The organism is Streptomyces exfoliatus (assembly GCF_000725545.1).
Taxonomy (GTDB): domain Bacteria; phylum Actinomycetota; class Actinomycetes; order Streptomycetales; family Streptomycetaceae; genus Streptomyces; species Streptomyces exfoliatus.
Genome location: NZ_JNZP01000005.1, coordinates 61776 through 85283, shown reverse-complemented (window position 1 = coordinate 85283; position 23508 = coordinate 61776). Strand labels below are relative to the sequence as shown.

General features: G+C 68.9%; 16 protein-coding genes, 4 tRNA genes, 1 other RNA gene and 1 pseudogene. 13 read left to right on the top strand and 9 right to left on the bottom strand.

The annotated features are described in order from the left end of the window. The first annotated feature begins 108 nt into the window (after window positions 1–108). Window positions 109–753: a TetR/AcrR family transcriptional regulator gene (locus tag IO20_RS0107760; RefSeq protein ID WP_030549627.1), complete on the top strand. Its 645-nt coding sequence runs from the start codon at window positions 109–111 to the stop codon at window positions 751–753. Between the two features lie 82 nt (window positions 754–835). Beyond that, entirely contained in the window at window positions 836–1264 is a 429-nt protein-coding gene (locus IO20_RS0107755) for a DUF3052 domain-containing protein (RefSeq protein WP_030549626.1), read from the top strand. Between the two features lie 267 nt (window positions 1265–1531). On the opposite strand, the gene IO20_RS0107750 is transcribed toward IO20_RS0107755, so the two are convergent. Further along, entirely contained in the window at window positions 1532–1810 is a 279-nt protein-coding gene (locus IO20_RS0107750) for an AbrB/MazE/SpoVT family DNA-binding domain-containing protein (protein ID WP_245684891.1), read from the bottom strand. Further along, a complete protein-coding gene (locus IO20_RS0107745; protein ID WP_051874432.1) occupies window positions 1803–2642 on the bottom strand; it encodes a GIY-YIG nuclease family protein in 840 nt (279 codons plus the stop codon). Before IO20_RS0107745 ends, IO20_RS0107750 begins: the two co-directional genes overlap by 8 nt. Window positions 2643–2758: 116 nt before the next feature. Between IO20_RS0107745 and IO20_RS0107740 the strand changes: the two genes are divergently transcribed. The 4 genes and pseudogenes from IO20_RS0107740 to IO20_RS0107730 all read left to right on the top strand — a co-directional run. Next, complete coding sequence (locus IO20_RS0107740; RefSeq protein ID WP_030549623.1) at window positions 2759–4072, top strand: DNA cytosine methyltransferase; 1314 nt, start codon at window positions 2759–2761, stop codon at window positions 4070–4072. Between the two features lie 140 nt (window positions 4073–4212). Beyond that, the gene (locus IO20_RS42140) at window positions 4213–4863 is read left to right on the top strand and encodes a very short patch repair endonuclease (protein ID WP_342668741.1); all 651 of its coding nucleotides are present in this window, start codon (window positions 4213–4215) and stop codon (window positions 4861–4863) included. 118 nt (window positions 4864–4981) lie between these two features. Next, window positions 4982–5824, top strand: coding sequence for an Eco29kI family restriction endonuclease (locus IO20_RS38335; protein ID WP_078945971.1), 843 nt, complete (start codon window positions 4982–4984; stop codon window positions 5822–5824). Window positions 5825–6091: 267 nt separating this feature from the next. Next, a pseudogene (locus IO20_RS0107730) lies at window positions 6092–6625 on the top strand (PE-PGRS family protein); the annotation flags it as partial. 90 nt (window positions 6626–6715) lie between these two features. Here IO20_RS0107730 and IO20_RS0107725 read toward each other — a convergent pair. Together IO20_RS0107725 and IO20_RS0107720 are read right to left on the bottom strand one after the other, a co-directional pair. Further along, entirely contained in the window at window positions 6716–8374 is a 1659-nt protein-coding gene (locus IO20_RS0107725) for a phospholipase D-like domain-containing protein (protein WP_030549620.1), read from the bottom strand. Continuing rightward, window positions 8371–12012: an AAA domain-containing protein gene (locus IO20_RS0107720; protein WP_078945970.1), complete on the bottom strand. Its 3642-nt coding sequence runs from the start codon at window positions 12010–12012 to the stop codon at window positions 8371–8373. Before IO20_RS0107720 ends, IO20_RS0107725 begins: the two co-directional genes overlap by 4 nt. Window positions 12013–12317: 305 nt before the next feature. Here IO20_RS0107720 and IO20_RS0107710 point away from each other — a divergent pair, with 305 nt between their 5' ends. Next, complete coding sequence (locus IO20_RS0107710) at window positions 12318–13580, top strand: competence protein CoiA family protein (protein WP_245684890.1); 1263 nt, start codon at window positions 12318–12320, stop codon at window positions 13578–13580. A gap of 90 nt (window positions 13581–13670) precedes the next feature. On the opposite strand, the gene IO20_RS0107705 is transcribed toward IO20_RS0107710, so the two are convergent. After that, window positions 13671–13758: transfer RNA gene (locus tag IO20_RS0107705), tRNA-Ser, on the bottom strand. Between the two features lie 107 nt (window positions 13759–13865). Between IO20_RS0107705 and ffs the strand changes: the two genes are divergently transcribed. The 6 genes from ffs (at window position 13866) to IO20_RS0107680 (ending at window position 22383) form a co-directional block, all read left to right on the top strand. After that, window positions 13866–13964, top strand: an RNA gene (ffs, locus tag IO20_RS38010) — signal recognition particle sRNA small type. Between the two features lie 115 nt (window positions 13965–14079). Then, entirely contained in the window at window positions 14080–16209 is a 2130-nt protein-coding gene (locus IO20_RS0107700; protein WP_030549617.1) for a DNA polymerase III subunit gamma and tau, read from the top strand. Window positions 16210–16270: 61 nt separating this feature from the next. Next, window positions 16271–17521, top strand: a complete 1251-nt coding sequence (gene purD, locus IO20_RS0107695; RefSeq protein ID WP_030549616.1) for a phosphoribosylamine--glycine ligase — start codon at window positions 16271–16273, stop codon at window positions 17519–17521. Between the two features lie 259 nt (window positions 17522–17780). After that, the gene (locus IO20_RS0107690; RefSeq protein ID WP_030549615.1) at window positions 17781–19694 is read left to right on the top strand and encodes a M48 family metalloprotease; all 1914 of its coding nucleotides are present in this window, start codon (window positions 17781–17783) and stop codon (window positions 19692–19694) included. A gap of 192 nt (window positions 19695–19886) precedes the next feature. After that, window positions 19887–21347, top strand: a complete 1461-nt coding sequence (locus IO20_RS0107685) for a N,N-dimethylformamidase beta subunit family domain-containing protein (protein WP_030549614.1) — start codon at window positions 19887–19889, stop codon at window positions 21345–21347. 127 nt (window positions 21348–21474) lie between these two features. After that, complete coding sequence (locus IO20_RS0107680; protein WP_030549613.1) at window positions 21475–22383, top strand: phosphoribosylaminoimidazolesuccinocarboxamide synthase; 909 nt, start codon at window positions 21475–21477, stop codon at window positions 22381–22383. Between the two features lie 84 nt (window positions 22384–22467). On the opposite strand, the gene IO20_RS0107675 is transcribed toward IO20_RS0107680, so the two are convergent. The 4 genes from IO20_RS0107675 to IO20_RS0107660 form a co-directional block, all read right to left on the bottom strand. Beyond that, a tRNA-Gly gene (locus tag IO20_RS0107675) sits at window positions 22468–22543 on the bottom strand. A gap of 134 nt (window positions 22544–22677) precedes the next feature. After that, a tRNA-Gly gene (locus IO20_RS0107670) sits at window positions 22678–22750 on the bottom strand. A gap of 80 nt (window positions 22751–22830) precedes the next feature. After that, a tRNA-Gly gene (locus IO20_RS0107665) sits at window positions 22831–22902 on the bottom strand. A gap of 110 nt (window positions 22903–23012) precedes the next feature. After that, a complete protein-coding gene (locus IO20_RS0107660) occupies window positions 23013–23354 on the bottom strand; it encodes a histone-like nucleoid-structuring protein Lsr2 (protein ID WP_030549612.1) in 342 nt (113 codons plus the stop codon). Window positions 23355–23508 lie beyond the last annotated feature (154 nt).

Here is a 23508-nt window from a genome sequence, read left to right as displayed (position 1 = left end):
GTCTCTTCCCGTGTCGTCCTACGAGGCGATTTTTGCAACGGACGTAACTTTATGCACGGACTTCCGGGTGCGTCAAGACTAAATTTGCGACGAGTGTAAGATTCGCCCATGGGTATCGAGAGCATGGGACTCCGCGAGTCCAAGAAGCAGGAGACCAGGCAGCTGATCTCCGACCACGCCACCCGGCTCTTCATGGAGCAGGGCTTCGAGCAGACGACCATCGCCGAGATCGCCACGGCGGCCCGCGTCGCCAAGAAGACGGTCACCAACTACTTCGCGCGCAAGGAGGACCTGGCCCTCGACCACCACGAGGCGTTCACCGCGTCCCTGGCGCGCGCGGTCGCCGACCGGGCGGCGGGAGAGTCGGCGCTCGCGGCGCTGCGGCGTGAGTTCGTCGCGGCGGTCGAGCAGTGTGACCCCGTCGCGGGCTTCGCCGGTCCGGAGTTCGCCCGCATGATCGCCGACAGCCCCACCCTCACGGCCCGGCTGCGCGAACTGCACGACCTGCGGGAGGAGGCCCTCGCCGCGGCGCTCGCGGCCGACGCCCCCGCCGCCGCGCCGGCCATCGCCCCCCGGGCCGCCGCCGCGCTCCTGGGGGCAGCGCACCGCCTGCTGTTCCGGCGCATCCAGGAACTCACCCTGGCCGGGGAGTCCAACGACCGGATCGCGGCCGCCGTGGCCCCGGAGGCCACGTACGTCTTCGACCTCCTCGGCACCGGCGTCGGGGAAGACCTCCCAGCCATGAAGGCCTGACGCGGCTCGGGCGAGGGCCGAGGCTGTCATCCTGGTCGGTCAACGGGTACGCGTTGCCTTCACGACGGGGGAGGGGAGCACGATGACATCTGTTGCTGAGCCCGAAGAGGTCGATCACGGCGCTCGGTTGGGGATTTCCCACGGCCTGGTGGTGCAGGAGCTCGGAGAGGATGACGATGTCGACGACAGCCTGCGGAAGTCGGTCGAGGAAGCCGTCGGCGGCAGCCTCGTCAGCGACGACCATCAGGGCGCGGTCGACGTCGTGCTCCTGTGGTTGCGGCAGGCCGATGGTGACCTCGTCGACATCCTGACGGAGGCGGCCGGCCCGCTCTCCGCCGATGGCCACGTCTGGGTACTGACGCCGAACCCCGGCAAGCCCGGCCACCTGGAGCCCAGCGAGATCGAAGAAGCCGCTTCGGCCGCCGGCCTGTCGCAGACCGGCACCGTCACGGCGGGAGCCTGGACCGCCTCCCGACTGATTCGACCCAAAGCAGCCGACGTGCCCGGGTAGAGGGGCGCGTCCCACGCTGCTCGCGGAGCGACTGAGACGGAAACTGAGACGGACAGCGAAGAAGGGCCCCGTGAGGCACTGGCGGAGGATACGAGATTCGAACTCGTGAGGGGTTGCCCCCAACACGCTTTCCAAATGTTCGTACGGGGGTCCGGCGGGGGTCGTAGGTGTCCTGACCTGTGGCGGAGCGTTCGGGGTGGCTCTGTCCGAACGGGGCCAGACGGGGGTGAATGTAACCAGAACTGCAACCACGTGGCCGCCGTTGGATCACAGCGAACCGTTCTCCAGCAGGTCGCGGATCGCATCTTCCTTCCGACGGACAACGATGCGCCCATCTCCGTCGCTGTACACGACGACGGCTGCTCCTGGCGACAGCCCGGCCCCCGCGAGTACCCCCAAGGGGATCTCGACGATGCCGGCTTCAGAGACGGTGGTCTCGGCCGGCTCCCTGAATATCCCGTCAGTGTGGCACCGGAACTTTCGCGATCTACGGCCGCCGCTTCGGCTGCTGACTGTGGTGCTGGTCTGTGTCAGCTGGTCAGTCATCCATCGACGGTGGCTCGGCTTCGACAACCCCCGCCGGGTCCGCCTCAGGCACGGCGCTGATGCGCTCGCCATGGCGGTAGTACCGCCACGCGCTCCTGTACGTATTGGGGCTGTCGTCGTACATGATCACGTAACCCATGAGGGCGGCGACCTGCCACTTGTCCGGTATCTCCGCCGAGATCAGCTGGAAGACCTCGTCGGCGGTCATCGCGGCCGATGGCACGTGAACGCTTCGAGCCTTGAACTCCGCCGACTTTCCATACCTGAAGATGTACGGGAGGCCAGCCTTGATCGCTTCTAGGAGTTCATGCAGCGTCGTCTCGCCAGCCTGCAGACCCTCGATCGGCCGGTCCAGGTCAATGGGGAACAGAACATCGAAGTGATTCCGCTTAAGGACCGTGCTGTCTCGCTGACGGCCCGGATCCTTGTTGCCGAAGCCGTTGTTGTTCCAGGGGATGTCGCCCTGTCCCTTGTGGTGGGTGATGAGCAGCTGCTCGGGTGCGAGGGCGGAGAAGTCCTCCGCCACGTACAGACACGAGAAGGCCATCTCATCCAGGGAGATGTTGCGACGCCCAGAGATCTTGCGCAGATGGTTGCCGAGGCGGGCCGGCAGCGACTTGTCGGCCTTGCCGACGTAGACGAACTTCCCGTTCAGGTAGAGCTGGTAGACCCCGGGCTTCTCTTTGAGTCGCGCGATGCTCTCTTCGGAGAGAGGCGCCCGGCCAAGCTTCTTCAGCGCGTACGCCAACTGGTCGCCGAGCGCCTTGGTAATGCTCAGGGTGAAGTCCTTGTGGTACTGCGTCCCGTCCTCGGAGCCCACCACCGGCACCATTCGTCCACTCCCTTGGTCGACATGATCCCGGAAACCCTATCGGTGGCCTGCACATGTGGCCGAACCTTCACCTCGAAATGGCTTGAAGATCTACAACTCCGCGGTATGCTTTTTGAATGGCTGAACTGCAAGAAGGATCAAAGAAGGACCGCACGGGCGTCGAACTCTTCGCGGGCGCTGGCGGTCTGGCCATGGCTGTCCACCGCGCCGGATTCCGCCCCCTGCTCTTCAATGAGTTCGCCAAGCGGGCATGCGAGACCCTGGAGGCCAACGGGGCCCAGCGGCTGCCCGACGGCCAGAAGCCGACCCGAGCCCCCGGGCCTGACGAGAAGGTGCCCCTCGTCGCGGGCGATGTCCAAGAGCTCGACATGGACTATCTGGCGGGCCAGGTGGACGTGCTCGCCGGCGGTCCTCCCTGCCAGCCGTTCAGCCTCGGCGGCGTCGCCAAGGGCGACGAGGACAAGCGGAACATGTTTCCCCAGATGTTCAAGGCCGTCCAACAGATCCAGCCGAAGGCCGTGATCTGCGAGAACGTGCGCGGCCTGCTTAGGCCATCGTTCCGCCGCTACTTCGACTACATCCAGCGCGAGCTGGAGTTGCCCTTCGAGGAGCGAGGCGACCGTACCTGGGAGCAGCACTACGAGTACCTGCTGGAGCGGCGGGAGAAGGAGCCGGACGACCCCAAGAAGCGGTACGACATCGTCATGATGCCGGTGAACGCTGCCGACTACGGGGTGCCTCAGATCCGCAACCGTGTGATCATCGTTGCTTTCCGTCGCGACCTGAACGTCGACCTTGAGCTGTTCAAGGAGCTCGTGAAGCCGACGCACTCCGAGTCTGCTCTCCATCGGTCCATGGAGGACGGGAGCTACTGGGAGCGGCACGCGGATGTGCCCACCCATGTGCGCGAGTGGGTCATGGCCCGGCTCCCGAAGACCATGCCGATGGACGACGGCCTGCTCCCCTGGTACACCCTGCGTGACGCGATCGCCGGCATCGGCGACAACAAGCCCCTGCCGGATGTGCCGGACGAGTGGCTGGACCGCACCGAGCACTTCCTCGGCGGGTTCACGGAACACATCGGCTGGCCCGGTGCCCGGATCTACGACGGGCACACCCCCAACGAACTCGACCGCCCGGCGAAGACTGTCAAGGCCGGCGTTCACGGTGTGCCCGGCGGCGAGTCGGTCATGCTCCTGGACGAGTTGGTGGCCGACAAGGCCGCTCAGGGTGGCGTCCGGTACAAGTACAGGTACATGACGGTCCGCGAAACCGCGCGCGTCATGACGTTCCCCGACACGTGGGAGCTCAAGGGCCCCCGGGGGGAGAAGATGCGCCAGCTCGGCAATGCCGTGCCCGTTGCCCTTGGCGAGGTCTTCGCGAAGGCGGTCGCCACCGTCCTGGAAGAGGCGGAGGAGCGACAGAAGTGACCGGGCCCACCAGCAGGGTGCAGAGCGGCTGGAAGCACGACTCGCCGCCGGACCGGGCGTGGAAAGGGCGGGCTGGTAGGGCCCGGGCTGTCATCGCGGCCGAACAGGACCGAGCTGCGGGTGGTCGCCACAGGCGCTCTGTGGATCTTGGCGAGGGGCGGTTCGCCCGGGCGTCGGTGGAGTTGAAGGTACTTCCCGACACGCGACGCATCCGCGCGTACCTGCGCTGGTCCGATGGCGGCAAATCTCCGGCCCGCTACCTCGGGCAGGTCGAGCATGAGACCCGGGCCGCGAACCTCGCCGAGGGCTGGAAGATGGCCTGGGAGAAGGGCCTTCTCACCGAGGAACCGCCGGCGGAAGGCTCCTGGGCTTCCTCGCCGTCGGTACGCGCGGTGATGCGGGCCAATCGGAGCAAGGACACCCGACCCGAGCTGAGGCTCCGTTCCTTGCTGCACAAGCAGGGGCTTCGCTATCGCGTGGCGGCACGTCCGCTGCCCACCTTGCGCCGCACCGCCGATCTGATCTTCTCTAGGCCCAAGGTCGCGGTGTTCGTCGACGGCTGCTTTTGGCACGGCTGCCCGGACCACCTTCGGGAGTCGCATAAGAACGCCGAGTTCTGGCGAAGCAAGATCGAGGGCAACCGAATCAGGGACGTGGAGACGGATCGCCTCCTGCGAGAGGCGGGCTGGACAGTCGTCCGTATCTGGGAGCACGAGGACGCTGACGTGGCAGCCGCGAGGGTGATAAGTGCTGTGCGGGGCTCGCCGATAAGTCATCCCGAATCGGGATGACATGCGTCTATTGTGCACAGCTTGCTCGGATCGGCGGCGCTCGGCGTCGGGCCGGAATCTGACAGGTTGTTGATCCCTGGAGGCCGGGGAGTCTCCGCCCGTGGGTAGGATCCCGTCCATGGCTCCCAGCCCTGCATCCCCACAGTTCAATCCGTTGGGCCTTGACTTGCTCGGCCGTAATCTCCGGGAGGAGATGGACCGTCGTCCACGGGTGCCACTGGACCAGGTAGAGCCGTTCCCAGGTGCCGGGCTCTATGCGCTCTACTACAAGGGCGACCTTGCAATTTATAAGGGCCTGAAGGGCACCGATATCCCCATTTACGTGGGGAAGGCTTCGGCTGGTGATAGTAGCTACGGAGATCCGCCGAACCTGACTCAACGTAAACTGTTCGACCGGATAAGTGATCACCGTAGAAGCATTAAAGAGCCTTCCAATCTCCAGGATTCGGACTTCGACGTCAGGTACCTGACCCTCGATGATGTCTGGATCGTATTGGGCGAACGGGCCCTTCTGCGCGCCTACAGTCCGGTCCTCTGGAATACCGTGATGACCGGATTCGGGGGAAACCCGCCAGGTCAGGGTCGGAGGAATGCTCGCTCGGTCTGGGACTCGATCCATCCGGGGCGGAAGCGGGCGGCCGGGCTTCTCTGCAACCGCAGTTACAGCGGTGTCGAAATGGAGGAGCTCATCCTGGACGGCATCGAAATCTCGCTGATGGATTCGGGTGATCAGCGCGATGCGAAGCTGAAAGAATTCCGGAATCGTCCTGCAGAGATCATCTGGAAGGAAACTAAAGGTCCGGGGAAGGGGCCCAAGCCTGTTCTGGTGTTCCGTGAGGATGTGTTCCTGGAAGAAAATTGTCGATTCGGGGTCGACCTCAGTGATGTCGAATGGAAGTCAACTGGCATTCCCGAGCAGAAAACTGTAGAGGAAGCTGTTCTTGACGCTCCCGAGGGATGAATTTTGAGGTCCGATTTCGGCGAGGCTTTCCGCTCCTTGGCGCTGTGTAGCGGTCGGTCGGGCCTACTCCCCGATGAATCCCCATGGCTATGCCCCGCCGGACCGAGCTGCTAGCTCGCCAGACTTCCCGCTCGTGCAGCTCGGCCAGGCGGACTGGCTTCCTCGCGACCCGCGCATGGGTGGCAGGCGAGGAAGGAGCGCGGTTCCATCAGCCCTTTTTCGGTGATGTCCGCATCGTACGGGCAGCAGACCTGGCTCAATGGACACATGGAGTTGGGTCAGCACTGGGGCTTCCGAGCGAGGCCCAAGGAACTGGGCAGCATGGTTCGCAGGGTCGAGATCGTGCGCGTGGGTGGGCGTGGCAGGTCTGGTTGGCTTCATGTCCGGTTCCTCGAAGGCGATGACGCGGGGCTGCAGGAGTGGGTCAACCCAAGCTGTCTTGTAGCGCGCTGGGAGGACGTTGAGGCGTTTCGTGCGGACGATTCAAGTGAGCTCGCGCTGGCCGTGGTGTCGCGGGAGGTGCGTGGGAGCGCAGACTTCGAGGCCGCGCGGATGGTCCTCGGATTCGTCCGTCCGAGGAGCAAGCTGCGACTGCGCCGAGGTGTCTCGGACGCCGGAATCCTGGAACTGAGCCGCCTCGAAGAGGGGGCCCGGCTGGTCGGTATGGACGCTGCGGAGCTGCGAAGCGACCCGATGGTCTACGAGAACCGCGACGGCCTCTGCCTGGCCGGGTGGCCGGTCACCGAGCGCATTGCGCGCCTCGTGGCCGGCCGTCGCGCCGAGGACATCCTTCCGGAGGTGTGAACCGCAGGCAGCGACTTCGCGGACCGCCGCCCCTGGTTTAGAAGCCCCCAACGCTTCCGTGATGCACAGCGACGCCGGGGACCACCCTTATGGCGTGACCAAGGTATCCGGGCGGCGGATCGCCGCCGAGATTCCGCGGAAGCCTGCAGCGAACCCACTCTCGTGTCGGCGAGCGCCGCCAACCCGCAGGACACCGTCGTTGGAGCCCTGCGCGACCCGTGCATGCTCGTCGTCCACGATCAGCTCGGCGCGGACCTGATCCTTCAAACGGTCGCCCCGGGCTTCGGAGACGGCGGTTTCGTCCTGGCAGCGGTCCGCCACGTGTCGCCAGCGGTCGGCGGAATCCGGATCACCGCTCCACGTCCACAGACCTGCGGCTGCCCGTGCCACTTGGGCCATGAACTCCGTTCCGCCCATGTGGGCGGAGTGTGCCCGCGCCGAACCGGGTGATCCAACCCAGGCGTAGTTGCCGATGACTGCTTCGAGCGCTCCGTCCCTCCCGTCGAAGATCAGGAGGCTCGCACCGCTGCCCGTCCGTTCTTTGGCCGGCTTCAGGAGATCCCTGCCCAGCCGTTCCACGGCGTGGTAGCCGATCCGGTGCAGCAGGTCGACGATGTCCTGTGGGTTGGTTCCCTCGTCCGTGTCGCCGTAGAGGACGTCCACGCGCACCCCGCGCGCCACCGCAGTCTGGATGGCGTCGCCGAGCTTCAACAGCCTCTCCATGTTCGCCGTGGGCGAGGCGATCAGGACGTGGTTCGCCGCCGTGGCCAGTGCCTCGGCGATCACGAGTTGGTGGGCCTCCTCGCCGGACACTTCCGAGAACAGGGCCGCTTCGGTCGACTGGTCCGTGGGACCGTCATCGCTGCTTCCGAAGGGTTCGGTGCCGTAGAGCCAAGGGAAGGGGGCGCTTGTCTGGGGTGCCGCTGTGGCCCCGAGCGCGGCGGCCGCAGGCTTTCGCCCCAGGATGCTCAGCGGTGTCGGCCGGCGCCCGGGGCCGGTGGCTGGCATCTGAGCCTGTACCGGAGGCGCCACCTTCACGGCGATCGCCTGTGGCGCCGGTTGGACGTCCGGGACGCTCTCCAACTCCTCCTTCCTGGCCTGTGCCACTGCCAGGATCTCGGCTGACAGAGCCTGGTGCCAGCCCCGAGGAAGCCCCGTGATGAACCGGTCGGAGAGGTCGACGCGCACGGGGAGGAATCGGTCGACCGTCACGAGCCGGGGCCGTCCGATGCTGCGCACCCACTCGCCGCTATTTCGGGGCAGTAGCTTCTGGATCTGGGACTCGTCCAGCGCGTTGCGCACGATGCGCAAGGGTGTGGACGGGTTGAGGTCCGGCCGTGCCTCCTGCTTCGAGACGGTCAGCACTTCACCTCGCCTGGCCAGTTGTCCTGCCGTGCGATCGAGGACCACGGTGCAGGGCGCGGCAGGAGCCACGACGACCGATGCCGGGTCCTTGCCGGACAAGCACGCCTGCTGCCCTTCGTCGGTGAGGACGAAAGTGGCCTCCCGGCCGCTGGTGACGGCGACCCATCCCGCACCGACCAGGGTCACCACGGCTTCGACCATCAGCCGTTCGTGGACGCGGAAGGTGTCGCACAGAGAGGTCAGGGTCGCGCCCTGGTCGGGGGCGACACCTGCCTGTGCGGCGATCTCTTCCAGAACCCGCCGCTCCAGACGGCTGTACGGGCGGCCCCGGGCCACGCTGAAGTTGACGCTGAACATGCTCACGGGTACGAGGACGATCACGAGTGCTCCCTGAGGTCAGCCGGGATACGTAGAGCCCTGCCATCCAGGAACCATTCGTCGAGCAGGGTGACGATCTTCTTGAAGGACCACAGGGGCTGGGACTCGTCTTCGAGACGTACTGCCTGCACCTGGTGGAGGAAGAAGTCCCAGGACCCGACGAGGATCAGCAGGCGCTCCGCCCGCGAGAGGAGCACGTTCATCCGGCCTGGGTCGTCGAGGAATCCCAGGCCGTGACCGATCTCCTTCTCGTTGTTGCGGACCAGGCTGATGGCGACGACGTCCGCCTGGTTGCCCTGGAAGGAGTCGACCGTGTGGGCGGGGAACCGGTTGCTGTTGTTCGCTTCGGCCTTGAGACCTGGCTGGACCTGCAGTCCGGCGGGGAGGGGAGTGTCCCGCAACTGCTGGCTGAGCAGGCTCACCTGCCGTGAGTACGGGGCCAGCACCGCGAGCTTGCCCTGACACCCGCCGTCCGGTCCGAGGGTCCGGAGGAAGTTGGCGAGCGCGCGGGCCTCCGACGGATTGGTGTACTTCGACTGGCCGCTGTTCGGACCGACCTCATGGGTGGCGGCATCGTTGCGGCACCACGGCACGTCGAGCCAGACCACGGCACGGTCACGAAGGCCGCTCGGGGTGTGGAAACCGTGACGCACCCGCTCGACCGGTTCGCCCTGCTTGTCCAGGGTGCGGTTCATCAACCGCCCCTGGTAGTAAGCCTCGGAGATCAGCCGTCCGATGTCCGGGTGCATGCGGTGCTGGCCGATCAACTGCCCCGCAGACGCTCCCTTCGCCTCCGTGTCCGTGACGAGACGGTCCGCACCCGTGGCCACGGCGCAGTACTCGTACAGACGGTGGAAGGTCTTCAGCCATTCCTTGGAGTACTCGCGGAACTCGTCCCGGTCCGCCTGGCTGCGGCGCTCCCACGAGTCGAGCCATTCCTGGTCGAGCATGCCGGAAGCCCGTGGTTTGAGGCGGCCGAGGATGTGCGCCACCGGGTCCAGCTTGTCGATCCCCTTGTGGTAGTCCTCGTACCGGTAGGGATCCAGCTGCTTGTGGTCACCGATCAGCAGCCAGCGATGACCTGCCTGCAGTGGCAGCGCGAGGTCGAACGCGTGCGCCTTGCCCGCCTCCTCGACGATCGACCAGTCGAACGCCTGACCAGCGGCGAGGGCGACCAGGTCGCCGGCGCTGGTGGTGCAGTACGTGAGGTTCGCGCCGCGTTTGACCAGCTCGACGAAGTCCGACGAACGGGGACCGAGGTCCCCCTGCTCCTGCATCATGTTGATCTCGCTGACCATGGCCTTCGCGTCGTCCAGCCAGGCGAGCTGCACCTCGCTGGGCGAACTCATGGCTTCGAGCTGGGAGATGCTGCGCTGGAGCACCTGCCTGGCCACGCCCTCGACGCCGTCCTCCGGCAGGGTGGTTCCGGCCTTGTGTGGACCCCGCAGCCGGATCTGTAGCGGCCTGTCGGCTTCGGGTACGTCCTGGAACGCCTCACCCACCTTCGACCTGAGCACGTCGACGGCTCCGTGGGCCTGTGCCGTGACCAGCACCTGGACGACGGGATCCTCTGTGATGATCTCGCGCAGCAGCCAGGCGACGAGGGTGGTCTTGCCCGTGCCGGGCGGCCCTTGCAGCGTGTAGATGGGCCGTACCCGCAGGATGTCCTCGATGCTGGCCCGCTTGGGCTCGTCGACCCGTTCATGGTCGAGCTCGACGGGAAGCTCGGAGGCGCCGGTGTCCATGCGGACGTGGCTCGGGGTGGCCAGCGAGCGCAGGAGGTATCCGTGCTGGTCGAGGGCGTCGATGGCCTTCTTGCGACGCCGGAACAGACTGATCTGGCCGGGCATGCCAGCGCTGCGGAGGAACCCCTCCTTCTCCAGCTTCACCCGACCTTTGCTCAGGCCCGGGCGGCTGAGCGTGATGCACTCGGTCGCCTGGTCCATGGCGTCCACCTGCCACACGTTGCCGTCGTCGTCGGACTGGGGGTCCCGGGGCGGGAGCTTGAGGCGGGCGCCGTCGCGGGCTCCCGACAGGATCACCTTGCGGTCGCTGCCCCGTACCTCCTTCTGCAGGAAGTCGATCAAGTCCACGCGGAACGGCTCGAAGATCTCGTGTCCTTCGGGGCGCGCGCGCTCCTTGACCACGGCCCGCTCCACGCCGTCCTCCTGCCACGGGGGGCGGACGACTTCGTACGGGAAAATCTGTGAGTCGAGGAGGAGCAGCTCGATCTGATTGCTCACGCGGACGAACTCGTGGAAGCGGCCGAGCTCGCGCGAGACCTGGGCACTGCGATCGATCTTCGGTAGCGCGAGCTCCCACGACGTGGCGTTTTGCGCGATCGTACGGTCGCGGGCCACCTCGTCCCTGGCATAGGCGAACACGCGGCCAGGCGGGAGCTCGCGGAAGCTGTCGTCGCCCTCGCTGTAGAGCAGCGGCTGGGCGGACCGGCAGTCCGCGACCTGCCAGCTGGACGTGCCGTCCTTCCCCCGGTGCGGCGTGATCCTCAGGCTGAGCCTGCCGCCGACGAGGATGAAGTACGGCCTGTTGGGGACGGCGTACAGAAGGGGCTTCTGCAGGTCCTGGCGGACGAACTCGCACGCCTCCTTCCGGTGGATCGGGTCCCCAGGGATGAAGGTCCCCATGGGGTCGAGGCGCAGGTGGTCGCGCAGCCCGCTGTCCATCAGGTGATCGATGAACTCCGGCCGCCGCAGATCGAGGGCCAGGACGTACTGGGCGTCCTCCTGCTGGGTGCGCAGGGGGTTGGCCAGGGCCCGAGTGATGTCCTGGATCCGGCCGATGATGTCGTACGGCGCGGTCAGGCGCTCCAGCGGGTCTTCGGCGACGAGGTCCAGCAGCAGCTTGCGTTCGGCCTCGGTCAGCTCGGCCTTGGCGGTGTCGATGGTCTTGAGCACCCGTGCGTGACGCTCGGGCGGGGAATTGGTGGTGAAGCGTTCAAGGTCGAGGAGCAGCCGTGCGCAGAGGATGCCGAAGGCGAACCAGTCGTCGTCCTGACGCCAGGCAGTCACGCCGCCCGTGGTGCGCTCGGGTGGAACCGGCCAGCCGACAGGAGGTCGGGTCCCCACCGGACGGCCCAGTTTGACGGACCACTCGAAGCCGCCGAGCCGCAGGGATTCGGCACCGAGGTCCGCGTCGAAGAAGAGGGAGTCGAGGTCCACGCCCCGGTGCAGGACCTGTCGCTCGTGCAGCAGGTTCAGCCCTGTGGCGACGCGCCGTAAGCCGTTCCACAACTGTTCGCGGGCGGCTGTCCCGCGGTTCGAGAGCCACGGGTAGCGTGCCCGGCGTCGTAGCGCGGTGGCGACGCGCTCGTAGCCCGGCGCCTCCAGGACCATGACGAAGCAGTTGTGTCCCCGGTCGAGGCCGGCGTCCTTCAGCACGACCAGGGCGTCGTCTGCCCTGGGACTGCTCGCGATCTTGTACAGGGTGCGCAGTTCGTGGTCCCAGAGGGCGCGCTGCACCCTGTCCGGTTGCTCACCCTCGTACGTCCACGTCTTGAGCAGGTACGTGTAGCCGTCGCTGAAAGCCTCCCAGACCTGGGATTCGCCATCACCTGTATGCGGACCCGCGGTGATCTCGTACCTGTTCTGCAGAAGCAACGTCCCGATTGTGGGAGCCGTCATCCATCCACCTTCACGACCTGGAGAGCGGGTGAGCAGACACTACGTGCGGCCCTACCTGGCCGCGCGAATGAAGCGTGATCCTACTCACGCTCGTGGAGTCATTGCGGCTGGTTTCGGACATCCGCACGCACGACTCGGCGGGATTGAGGCAGGTTGTCGCGGAGCCTTTGTCCACCTGGGAGTTCGAAGGTCCTTCCGGCTGCTCGATTCGCCTCCGGGCGGGTCGGTAGTGCAGGGCAAGTGCTGCCAACACCTCTGAGCATGCGCTCTGTTGGAGTACCAGTGGTCCTTCCTATGGTGGAGAGGTGGCAAATGGGGTGTGGCACACCGGATATGGCATAGAGATCAATCTGTCCCTGCCCGACCTCGGTCACCCGGGGCGTCCCGATCTGCTGCGGGAGATCACCGGCAGGGTCTCTGACCGCGACCCGCAGCTGCTCGAATGTCTCGCGCACCACGACGGGCGGGAATGCTTGTCAGAGACCGGCGGGAAGTCGCCGTGGATGTTCATCCGCCGAGGGCGGGTCGGGGGTCGGCGGCCGCTCGTGGCCTCGCACCTGCCGATCACGCATAAGGCGACCCCGGCGGAGAGCGCGCAACACAAGGCCACCAAGGAACGGGTCGTCGAGACTGCCGCGCGGTACGGCCTGGGCGCCGAGGCCGAGGTTCCCATGGCCAACCGGCGGAGCGTCTCGGACGCCGTCGTCACCGGGCCTGGTGGACTGCGGATCGGCTGGGAGATCCAGTACCACCATCTCAGTCCCAGCAGCGTGCACCGGCGCTCGGTCAATGCCGTAGAGCACGGCATCACCCCGCTCTGGGTGGCGAAGGACCGGACGGCTTCCCTGATCGACCGGGCACCCTGGGCGCGCGTCGATGACATGCCGTGGAAGGACATCTCCGATGGCAAGGAGATGGTGATCCGTGGCGGGTACCGGCACCTCGAAGTCTGGAAGTGCGTACCGAGCAGCGAGCGCCACTGTCTCGTCAGCGACGGCGCCGGCCATTGCGGCGCGATTCACGCGGACTGGTTCGTGCCGGCGCTGTGCCTCCCGGAAAAGAAGCCGGTCTTCATCGAGGACCTTGTCCTGCGGAGCGCGATGGGGGAGAGCGTCCCCGTCTACGTGCCCAGTCGGGGCAGTGGCCGCGCTGGGCGGCACATGTGGGTGTCGGCGGCCGATCGTGCGCTCTGGGAGGAGATCGTCGACGAGAAGGCGCCCCTGCCCGTGGTCCCCGTCGAAGAGGATGACGACGTGATCACCTTCACCGAGCAGGAGATCGACCGTGCCTGCCGGGCAGGCGAGGACAGCTGGTTCGTCAGTGACGCCCGGCCTCTTCGCGATCTCGACCAGCCGACCGGCGGCTTCACCCTGCCCCGCCTGCCGGCACAACGCTCCGGCGACCCGGCGCGGATCACTCCCGTCGAGCGGGCGGCGGCCTCCGCGGCGCTGGGCTGCCCGCCGTGGGAGCTCGGGCTGTGCGCTGGCTGCAGCCAGATGATGCGGCGGTACGGGCAGAACCCGGCCATGTACTGCAACGAGTGCCGGGCCGTCCTCAACGGGCGATAGCCGGGAACTGCAATCAAAACTGCAACCACACACGTCGAAGGGCCCCACCGCGAACGGTGGGGCCCTTCGACATCGTGCCCGGTGAGGCACTGGCGGAGGATACGAGATTCGAACTCGTGAGGGGTTGCCCCCAACACGCTTTCCAAGCGTGCGCCCTAGGCCACTAGGCGAATCCTCCGCCGCAAACAATACAAGACGTTGAGGGGTGCTCGCGAACGTGATCCACAAGAACGTTCCGCGGGCCCCCGTGGGGAGCCGCCAGGTCCCGGGATCGGGTACCCTTGGCGGAGCCCCTCACGCGGTGCTATCTGACTGAACTCCCCCAGGGCCGGAAGGCAGCAAGGGTAGGTCGGCTCTGGCAGGTGCGTGGGGGGCGCTTGCGTTCCCCGGCGGTCCGGCTTCCCGAGGTGCCCGGTTTCCAGGGGCGGGAGTGGCGGTCGTGATCGTCCCCGTCGTCGGTGGGCCCTGGTTGTCGGTGGGCGCCTATAACCTCGTATACGTGTCGTCTCTCGCGCTCTACCGCCGCTATCGCCCCGAGTCCTTCGCCGAGGTCATTGGGCAGGAGCATGTCACCGACCCGTTGCAGCAGGCCCTGCGGAACAACCGGGTCAATCACGCGTACCTGTTCAGCGGGCCCCGCGGGTGTGGCAAGACGACCAGCGCGCGGATCCTGGCGCGGTGCCTGAACTGCGAGCAGGGGCCCACGCCGACGCCCTGCGGGGAGTGCCAGTCCTGCCGTGACCTCGCGCGGAACGGGCCGGGGTCGATCGACGTCATCGAGATCGACGCGGCCTCGCACGGTGGTGTGGACGACGCCCGTGACCTGCGGGAGAAGGCATTCTTCGGGCCCGCGTCCAGCCGCTACAAGATCTACATCATCGACGAGGCCCACATGGTCACCTCGGCGGGCTTCAACGCCCTCCTGAAGGTGGTCGAGGAGCCGCCGGAGCACCTGAAGTTCATCTTCGCCACCACCGAACCCGAGAAGGTCATCGGGACGATCCGGTCGCGGACCCACCACTACCCCTTCCGGCTCGTGCCGCCCGGCACCCTCCGGGAGTACCTGGGCGAGGTCTGCGGGCGCGAGGGCATCCCCGTCGAGGAGGGCGTGCTGCCGCTCGTCGTGCGCGCCGGCGCCGGATCCGTGCGTGACTCGATGTCCGTCATGGACCAGCTCCTGGCCGGCGCCGCCGCCGACGGTGTGACATACGCCATGGCGACGTCCCTGCTCGGCTACACGGACGGGTCGTTGCTCGACTCGGTCGTGGAAGCGTTCGCCGCAGGGGACGGCGCCGCCGCCTTCGAGGTCGTCGACCAGGTCGTCGAGGGTGGCAACGACCCGCGCCGGTTCGTCGCCGACCTCCTTGAGCGGCTCCGCGACCTGGTGATCCTCGCCGCCGTGCCGGACGCGGCCGAGAAGGGGCTCATCGACGCCCCGGCCGACGTGATCGAGCGCATGCAGGCCCAGGCGTCCGTCTTCGGCGCCGCCGAGCTCAGCAGGGCCGCCGATCTCGTCAACAGCGGACTGACCGAGATGCGGGGCGCCACCTCGCCCCGGCTCCAGCTGGAGCTGATCTGCGCGCGCGTGCTGCTGCCCGCCGCCTTCGACGACGAGCGTTCGGTCCAGGCACGGCTCGACCGCCTGGAGCGCGGGGCGGCCGCCGCGCCCGCGCCCGTCTTCACGCCCGGGCCTCCTGCGCCCGCCATGGGGTACGTCCCCGGGCCCGAAGCCCACACCCCGATGGCCCCGCCGCCGCCGCCCGCACCCGCACCCGTTCCCGCTCCTGCCCAGGCCGCACAAGCACCGCAGCAGCCCGAGGCCGTCCAGGCCCCCGCCGCTCCCGCCGCGCCCCGGCCCGGTGCCTGGCCGGGTGCCGCCACCCCCGGCGGCGGCGCCCCCGGTGCCTGGCCCGGCGCGTCCGCCCCGGCCGCCGCACCCGCACCCGCTCCCGTACAGGCTCAGCCCGCGCACGCCCCCAGCCCGGCCCCCGCGCCCACCGGCGGAGGCGGCGGGGACATCGCCCAGGTGCGGAACCTCTGGCCGCAGATCCTCGACGCCGTCAAGAACCGGCGCCGCTTCACCTGGATCCTGCTCAGCCAGAACGCCCAGGTCGCGGGCTTCGACGGCACCACCCTCCAGCTCGGCTTCCTCAACGCCGGGGCCCGCGACAACTTCGCGAGCAGCGGCAGCGAGGACGTCCTCAAGCAGGCGCTCTCCGAGCAGTTCCACGTGAACTGGAAGATCGAGGCGATCATCGATCCCTCGGGCGGTGCCTCGCCGCCGCCCGCCGCCACCGGCTTCGGCGGCTCGGGCGGCACCGGAGGCTTCGGCGGCGGCCGGCCGCAGGCGCCCGCTCCGGCCTTCCAACAGGCCCCGCCGCCCGCCCCCGCCCCGTCGCAGGCCCCTTCGGCGCCCGTCTCCGCCTTCCCGCAGGCGTCGGCCCCGGCCCCGGCCCCCGCGCAGGCTCCCGCGCCCGCGTACACGCCGCCCGCGCCGCCGCCGGTGGCGCCCGAGGACGACGTACCGGAGGAGGACGATCCCGACCTCGTCGACTCCGCCCTCTCCGGGCACGACCTGATCGTGCGCGAGCTCGGAGCCACCGTTGTGGAGGAATACACGAACGAGTAGGGGCGTCTCGTTCAGTGGCCCGCACAAGGGTCATCCCGGGCGGCGGGCTACCCTGGCTGACGTGAAGGTCCTCGTCATCGGCGGCGGCGCCCGCGAACACGCCCTGTGCCGCTCTCTCTCCCTCGATCCCGACGTCACCGCTCTGCACTGCGCGCCCGGCAACGCCGGAATCGCGGAGGTCGCCGAGCTGCACCCCGTCGACCAGCTGGACGGCGACGCCGTCGCGCGCCTCGCCACCGAACTCGGTGCCGGGCTCGTCGTCGTCGGCCCGGAGGCCCCGCTCGTCGCGGGCGTCGCCGACGCCGTCCGCGCGGCCGGGATCCCCGTCTTCGGCCCGTCGGGGGAGGCCGCGCAGCTGGAGGGCTCCAAGGCGTTCGCCAAGGACGTCATGGCCGGCGCCGGGGTGCCCACCGCCCGCAGCTACGTCTGCACGACCCCTGAGGAGATCGACGAGGCGCTCGACGCCTTCGGCGCTCCTTACGTGGTGAAGGACGACGGCCTCGCCGCCGGCAAGGGCGTCGTCGTCACCGACGACCTCGCGCAGGCCCGCGCCCACGCCCTCTCCTGCGACCGGGTGGTCATCGAGGAGTACCTCGACGGCCCCGAGGTCTCCCTCTTCGCGATCACCGACGGCACCACCGTCCTGCCGCTCCGGCCCGCGCAGGACTTCAAGCGCGCGCTCGACGGCGACGAGGGCCCGAACACCGGCGGCATGGGCGCCTACTCGCCGCTGCCGTGGGCCGACCCGAAGCTGGTCGACGAGGTCCTCGCGACCGTCCTCCAGCCGACGGTCGACGAGCTCCGCCGCCGTGGCACGCCGTTCTCCGGCCTGCTGTACGCGGGTCTGGCGATCACGAGCCGCGGCGTACGGGTCATCGAGTTCAACGCGCGCTTCGGCGACCCCGAGACCCAGGTGGTCCTGGCCCGGCTGAAGACCCCGCTGGCGGGCGTCCTGCTGAACTCCGCCAACGGCACCCTGGAGGACCAGGCCCCGCTGAGCTGGAGCGACGAGGCCGCTGTCACCGTGGTCATCGCCTCGCACAACTACCCGGACACCCCGCGCACGGGCGACCCGATCGAGGGCCTGGACGAGGTCGCGGAGAAGGACGCCCCGCACGCGTACGTGCTCCACGCCGGGACCAGGCGGGACGGCGACGCGATCGTCAGCGCGGGCGGCCGTGTCCTGTCGGTCACCGCGACCGGAACGGACCTGGAGCAGGCACGCGAGCGCGCGTACGCGGCGGTCGGCCGTATCCGCCTTGACGGCTCCCAGCACCGTACGGACATCGCGCGGAAGGCCGCCGAGGCCTGAACAACGCGCTGATGTGCTGATGTGTCGAGCGGCCGTGCGGTGAACCGTACGGCCGCACGAGCGCCATCACCTTTACCCAAAGCCATTCCATCGAGTGACGGCTCGGCCATCCGGATGACGTCCGCCAAAGCCCCAACTAGGGTGCGGCACAGGCGTTCCGGCACTTGGCCCACCGGCATTGCGATGTCGGTGGCGGGTGCCACAGTGGGGGAGTGACCAACACCGCCACAGGCAGTCCCGGCATGGACAGGAGGGGGTGATGTACGGCGTGTCCGGTACCGGTTCCGATGTCGGCGAGGAATGGGGTGTGCGCGCCGCGCGCTCCCGGGCCCTCGGCGTCCTCCGGGTCCGCGGCAGGGCCCTCGGCCTCGCGGTCCTTCCCGCGGCCGTGGCCGTCGTCCTGTACGCGGGCGGGGTCACCGGCCACTTCACCGGCTCCGGCTGGGACGCGGCCCGCTGGGTGGTGACCGTCCTCGCGGTCGTCGTCCTCCTCGCCGCCACGGCCGTCGCCCTCGTCGTCGCCAGGGCCCGCCCGGCCGCGACGCCGACGGTGGAGCTCTCCGAGGCCGCCGCCCCCGATCTCTACCGGCTCGTCCGGGACCTGGCCGACCGCCTGGAAGTCCCGGCCCCCGCCGGGATAGCCCTGACCCCGGACTGCGACAGCTGGCTGGAGGACCGCACCCACCGCGCCCACGGGGCTCGACGCGCCCGAGGGGATCACCGCGCACGGCGTACGTGGTCCGGAGACGGCGCCGAAGAGGGCGCTCCCGTCCTCGTCATAGGCTCGCCCTTCCTCTGGTGGATGCGGGTCGGCGAACTGCGCGCTGTCCTCGCCCCCGTCGTCGCCGGCACCGGACCGGCCGCCCACCCCGACATAGCCGCCGCCCGCCGCTTCGTCCGGGGCCTGGACGCCGCCGTCGCCGTGCCGCGGGCCCCCGGCCTCGACCCGGTCCGCAGACTCGGCGCGCACGGCGTCGGACAGGTCGCCCGCGTCCTGTTGCGCGCCTGCCGCGGGCACGCGGCCGAGATGGAGCGCGGGGTCGCCGTGGCCGGCTCGGAGCGCGCCCAGGCCGTGGACTACGGCGTACGGATCGTGGCGCAGGAGCAGGTCGGCCTGGCCTACGCGGGCTGGGACCGTCTCCTCACACGGGTCGCGCTGCCCGCCTGGCGGATGGGCCGCTGGCCCTCCAGGCTCGACGCGGGCGTGGTCTCCGCCCTGACCGAACTGTCGCGCCGGGACAGGCTGGCGGACGGCTTCTCCTCCCGCCTCGGCGAGCGGCCCGCCTGCGACCTCTTGGAGGAGCCGGGCGCGGTCGACGAGGCCACCTCGCTGCTCGCCGCCCGCCTCTTCCACGGCGGCCCGGCCGAACCCGGCCCCGACTGGTCGCCGGTGGAGTGGAGCGAGTACCCGGAGGAGGTCGTCGACCGGAAGTGGCGCACCGACGCGGCGCGGCTGCACCAGGTTCTCGACGGGCTCGGCGTGGCCGGCGCTCCCGCCGACGCGTCGTCCGCCGCCGACGGCCCGACCCTGACCCGGGTGATCGCCCACCTGTCCTCGGAGCCGAGGAAGCCCACCGACACCCACGACGACCCGCCCCTCTCGGCCGACGACGACAGCGATCACCCGCTCTCGGCCGACGACGACAGCGATCACCCGCTCTCGGCCGACGACGACAGCGATCACCCGCTCTCGGCCGACGACGACCACGAAGAGCCCGTCAACCCCGCCGCAGAGGCGCTCGCAGGAGCCCTCAGTGCTCTCCTCTCCCGTGAGGAGGCCGCACGGGAGGCGCGGGTGGCCGCCACCGTCCTGAACGCGGAGGCGGCGGCCGGGAGCGCGGACAAGGACGACCGCTCCGGCAGCGCGGCTCCCGTGGCCGTCTCCGGTCCCGACGGGCCGTTGCCGCTCTTCCCGCTTCAGCCGCCCCGTTCCGGCCGCGATCTGCTCGCCGACCATGTGACCGCGATGGTCTGCTGCGCCGCCGTGGACACCGCTGCGGCGGCCCCGGGCCTCGACTGGCTCGACGGGCCCGCGCTGCTGGTGGGCGGCGAGCGGGCGGTGGACCTCGGCCCCCGTGTCCTCGCCCTGGTCGAGGACGGCGACCCGGAGCCGCTGCGTGTCTGGCTGGCCCGCACGGGAGTGCGGGCGGAGAAGCCGGTACGGCTGGTCTGAGGGCCCGCCGAGGGGCCCCGGAGACGTCCGCGCGCGACGTCTTCCCGGAGCCTCGGCTTCCACTCTCGTCAATTCGCGACGAACGGTGACGGAGTGCGTGCGTTATGTGATGTGCTGGAGACCGTCACTGACAGAGACACGGACCAGAGGCACTGACCAGCCGACCCGGGGGAGTCGAGGGAGGGGCGCAGCATGGGGGCGGACCAGATCAGACGGTGGGAGTCGGGCGCGCTCGCGCACGCCGTCACGGATCCCTTCGGCCAGGGTCCGCTGCCCTGGCTGCGCGGATCCGAGAACTACTTCGACGACACCGGCCAGATGGTCCCCTGGTACGCGGACGAGACCCTGGCCCGGGGCGGCAGTGGCGGCCCGCGCACGGCCGACGACGTCAGGCGCCAGATCAAGGGGTTCGCGTCCGACGGTGCCGTGGCGCCCGGTGAGTCGATCGACTTCCATGTCACGGTGGACCCGCCGCAGCAGTTCTCGGTCGACGTCTACCGGATCGGTCACTACGGCGGTGACGGCGCCGCGAAGATCACCACGAGTCCGCGCCTCTCCGGCATCGTCCAGCCGGCGCCGCTGACCGCCGACCGCACGGTGTCCTGTCATCACTGGTGGCAGTCGTGGCGGCTGCAGGTGCCGACGTACTGGTCGATCGGCGCGTACGTCGCCGTCCTCACCACCGCCGACGGCTACCGCTCGCACATCCCGTTCACGGTCCGCGACAACCACCCGGCGGATCTGCTCCTCGTCCTTCCGGACGTGACCTGGCAGGCGTACAACCTCTATCCGGAGGACGGTCGCACCGGCGCCAGCCTGTACCACGCCTGGGACGAGGACGGCAGGCTGCTCGGCGAGCAGGAGGCGGCCGTCACCGTCTCCTTCGACCGCCCGTACGCGGGTGCGGGCCTGCCCCTGCACGTCGGGCACGCCTACGACTTCATCCGCTGGGCCGAGCGCTACGGCTACGACCTGGCGTACGCGGAGACCCGCGACCTGCACGCCGGCCGGGTCGACCCGAGCCGCTACCGGGGCCTGGTCTTCCCCGGGCACGACGAGTACTGGTCGGCGCCGATGCGCAGGACCGCCGAACTCGCCCGCGACCAGGGCACCTCGCTGGTCTTCCTCTCCGCCAACACCATGTACTGGCAGGTGGAGCTGGGCCCTTCGCCCTCCGGCGTGCCGGACCGGCTCCTCACCTGCCGCAAGCGGCGCGGCCCCGGCCGTCCGGCCCTGTGGCGCGAGGTGGACCGGCCCGAGCAGCAGCTCCTCGGCATCCAGTACGCGGGCCGGGTGCCCGAACCGCACCCGCTGGTCGTGCGGAACGCCGAGCACTGGCTCTGGGAGGCCACCGGAGCCGGTGACGGCGACGAGATCCCGGGGCTGGTGGCGGGTGAGGCCGACCGCTACTTCCCACGGACGGCGCTGCCCGAGCACCAGGGCCGCATCCTGCTCGCCCACTCGCCCTACCGGGACGGCGACGGGGCACTTCGCCACCAGGAGACCTCGCTCTACCGGGCGCCCTCGGGTGCCTGGGTCTTCGCCTCCGGGACCTTCGCCTGGTCGCCCGCACTGGACCGGCCGGGCCACGTCGACCCCCGGGTCCAGCGCGCCACCGCGAACCTTCTCGACCGGATCTGTAAGAGGGACTGACCGGATCCGTACGAGTATCGACCGAGGCTGACCAGGACGGATCAGGACGGACCGGGCCCGCTCGCCGACGACCCGGTCCGGTGCGAGAGAATCGACATGCTCCTGGATCAACCTACGCGGAGGAACCGTGTCCGGATTCGTAGAAAAGCCCGAGCCTGTCCAGGTCCCGGGCCTCACCCATCTCCACACGGGCAAGGTGCGCGACCTGTACCGGAACGAGGCCGGTGACCTCGTGATGGTGGCGAGCGACCGCATGTCCGCGTACGACTGGGTCCTGCCCACCGAGATCCCCGACAAGGGCCGGGTCCTCACCCAGCTTTCCCTGTGGTGGTTCGACCGGCTCTCCGACCTGGTCCCCCACCACGTGCTCTCGACCGAGCTGCCGGCCGGCGCCCCCGCCGACTGGGCGGGCCGCACGCTGATCTGCAAGTCGCTGAACATGATCCCGGTCGAGTGCGTGGCCCGCGGCTACCTCACCGGCTCCGGTCTCGTCGAGTACGTCGAGTCCCGTACGGTCTGCGGCCTGGCGCTCCCCGAGGGTCTGAGCGACGGCTCCGAGCTGCCCGCCCCGATCTTCACCCCGGCCACCAAGGCCGCGGTCGGCGACCACGACGAGAACGTGTCGTACGAGGAGGTCGCCCGCCAGGTCGGCGCCGAGACGGCCGCGATGCTGCGTCAGACGACCCTGGCCGTGTACAGCCGGGCCCGTGACATCGCCCGCGACCGCGGGATCATCCTCGCCGACACGAAGTTCGAGTTCGGCTTCGACGGGACGTCCCTGGTGCTGGCCGACGAGGTCCTCACCCCGGACTCCTCCCGGTTCTGGCCGGCCGCGCAGTGGGAGCCGGGCCGTGCCCAGCCCTCGTACGACAAGCAGTTCGTCCGGGACTGGCTGACCTCCCCGGCCTCGGGCTGGGACCGCAAGAGCGAGCAGCCGCCGCCGCCCCTCCCGCAGGAGATCGTGGACGCCACGCGCGCGAAGTACCTGGAGGCGTACGAGCTGCTGACCGGCAAGACCTGGTCCGACAGCTTCTAGGCCCCGTCCCTCGGATCAGGCCGGGGGGCCCAGGGTCCGAAGGCACGAGAAAGCCCCCGGTCGGATCGACCGGGGGCTTCTTCATGGAGCGGACGACGAGATTCGAACTCGCGACCCTCACCTTGGCAAGGTGATGCTCTACCAACTGAGCCACGTCCGCATGCGCCGTAGCGCGGAGCCAACTATACCCAACGTTTCGGGTGCGTGGGACACGCCGCCGTGTGGGGCGCTTCACACCGTCCGGGCGTACGACGAAGGCCCCGGTTCCTGAGAACCGGGGCCTTCGCACTCCTGAGCGGACGACGAGATTCGAACTCGCGACCCTCACCTTGGCAAGGTGATGCTCTACCAACTGAGCCACGTCCGCATTGCTGCCGCTCAGCTTTCACTGGGCGGTGCGAGCACTACTCTACCTGATCCACACCAGTGGTCGGTCGAGCGATGCAGAGCGGGTGACAGGAATTGCACACTGCGCCTTCCCCCTGGAAGGGGGATGTTCTACTACTGAACTACACCCGCACGCTGCGTGAGGTTCGGCTTTTCGGCCTTGCCCCTCGGCGTGATCCAGACTCTACCGGATCATCGGGGGTGCAATGCAACTCGGCTCCCGGCGTCGCTCGGGCCGGAGGTCAGCTCGCGGCGCGGAAGGCCTCGTAGACGCGCTTGGGGATGCGCCCGCGGGCCGGCACCTCCATCTTGTTGGACTGCGCCCAGGCGCGGACCGCCGCCGGATCGGGAGCGAGGGCGGTGTGGGTGTACGCCTCCACCGAGGGGTTCCGGCCGGCCGCCGCCCTGCCCGTGATCTTGCGCCCGGCGGTGAGGTACGGGGCGAGTGCCTTGCGGAGTTTCTCTGCATTGGCAGCATTCAGGTCGATCTCGTACATCTTCCCGTCAAGACCGAAGGCGACCGTCTCAGCCGCTTCTCCGCCGTCCATGTCGTCGGAGAGAGTGACCACCACACGCTGAGCCACGGATATCGGTCCTTTCATGCGGCCGGTGTCGCGGAGAGGACGCTTGTGGCGCCTCTGACGTGCGACGATGTCGACCTTACGGCTGTGCCGGGACAATGCTGCTTTCTTCTGCATTCCTTTGTACAGCGGTAGGCGTCGCATTGTGAAGCCCTGG

Excerpts from the sequence above, each read along its gene's own strand:
- IO20_RS0107760 (WP_030549627.1), top strand. The coding sequence starts at position 109 with ATGGGTATCGAGAGCATGGGACTCCGCGAGTCCAAGAAGCAGGAGACC.
- IO20_RS0107755 (WP_030549626.1), top strand. The coding sequence starts at position 836 with ATGACATCTGTTGCTGAGCCCGAAGAGGTCGATCACGGCGCTCGGTTG.
- IO20_RS0107750 (WP_245684891.1), bottom strand. The coding sequence starts at position 1,810 with ATGACTGACCAGCTGACACAGACCAGCACCACAGTCAGCAGCCGAAGC.
- IO20_RS0107745 (WP_051874432.1), bottom strand. The coding sequence starts at position 2,642 with ATGGTGCCGGTGGTGGGCTCCGAGGACGGGACGCAGTACCACAAGGAC.
- IO20_RS0107740 (WP_030549623.1), top strand. The coding sequence starts at position 2,759 with ATGGCTGAACTGCAAGAAGGATCAAAGAAGGACCGCACGGGCGTCGAA.
- IO20_RS38335 (WP_078945971.1), top strand. The coding sequence starts at position 4,982 with ATGGCTCCCAGCCCTGCATCCCCACAGTTCAATCCGTTGGGCCTTGAC.
- IO20_RS0107720 (WP_078945970.1), bottom strand. The coding sequence starts at position 12,012 with ATGACGGCTCCCACAATCGGGACGTTGCTTCTGCAGAACAGGTACGAG.
- IO20_RS0107690 (WP_030549615.1), top strand. The coding sequence starts at position 17,781 with ATGTACGGCGTGTCCGGTACCGGTTCCGATGTCGGCGAGGAATGGGGT.
- IO20_RS0107685 (WP_030549614.1), top strand. The coding sequence starts at position 19,887 with ATGGGGGCGGACCAGATCAGACGGTGGGAGTCGGGCGCGCTCGCGCAC.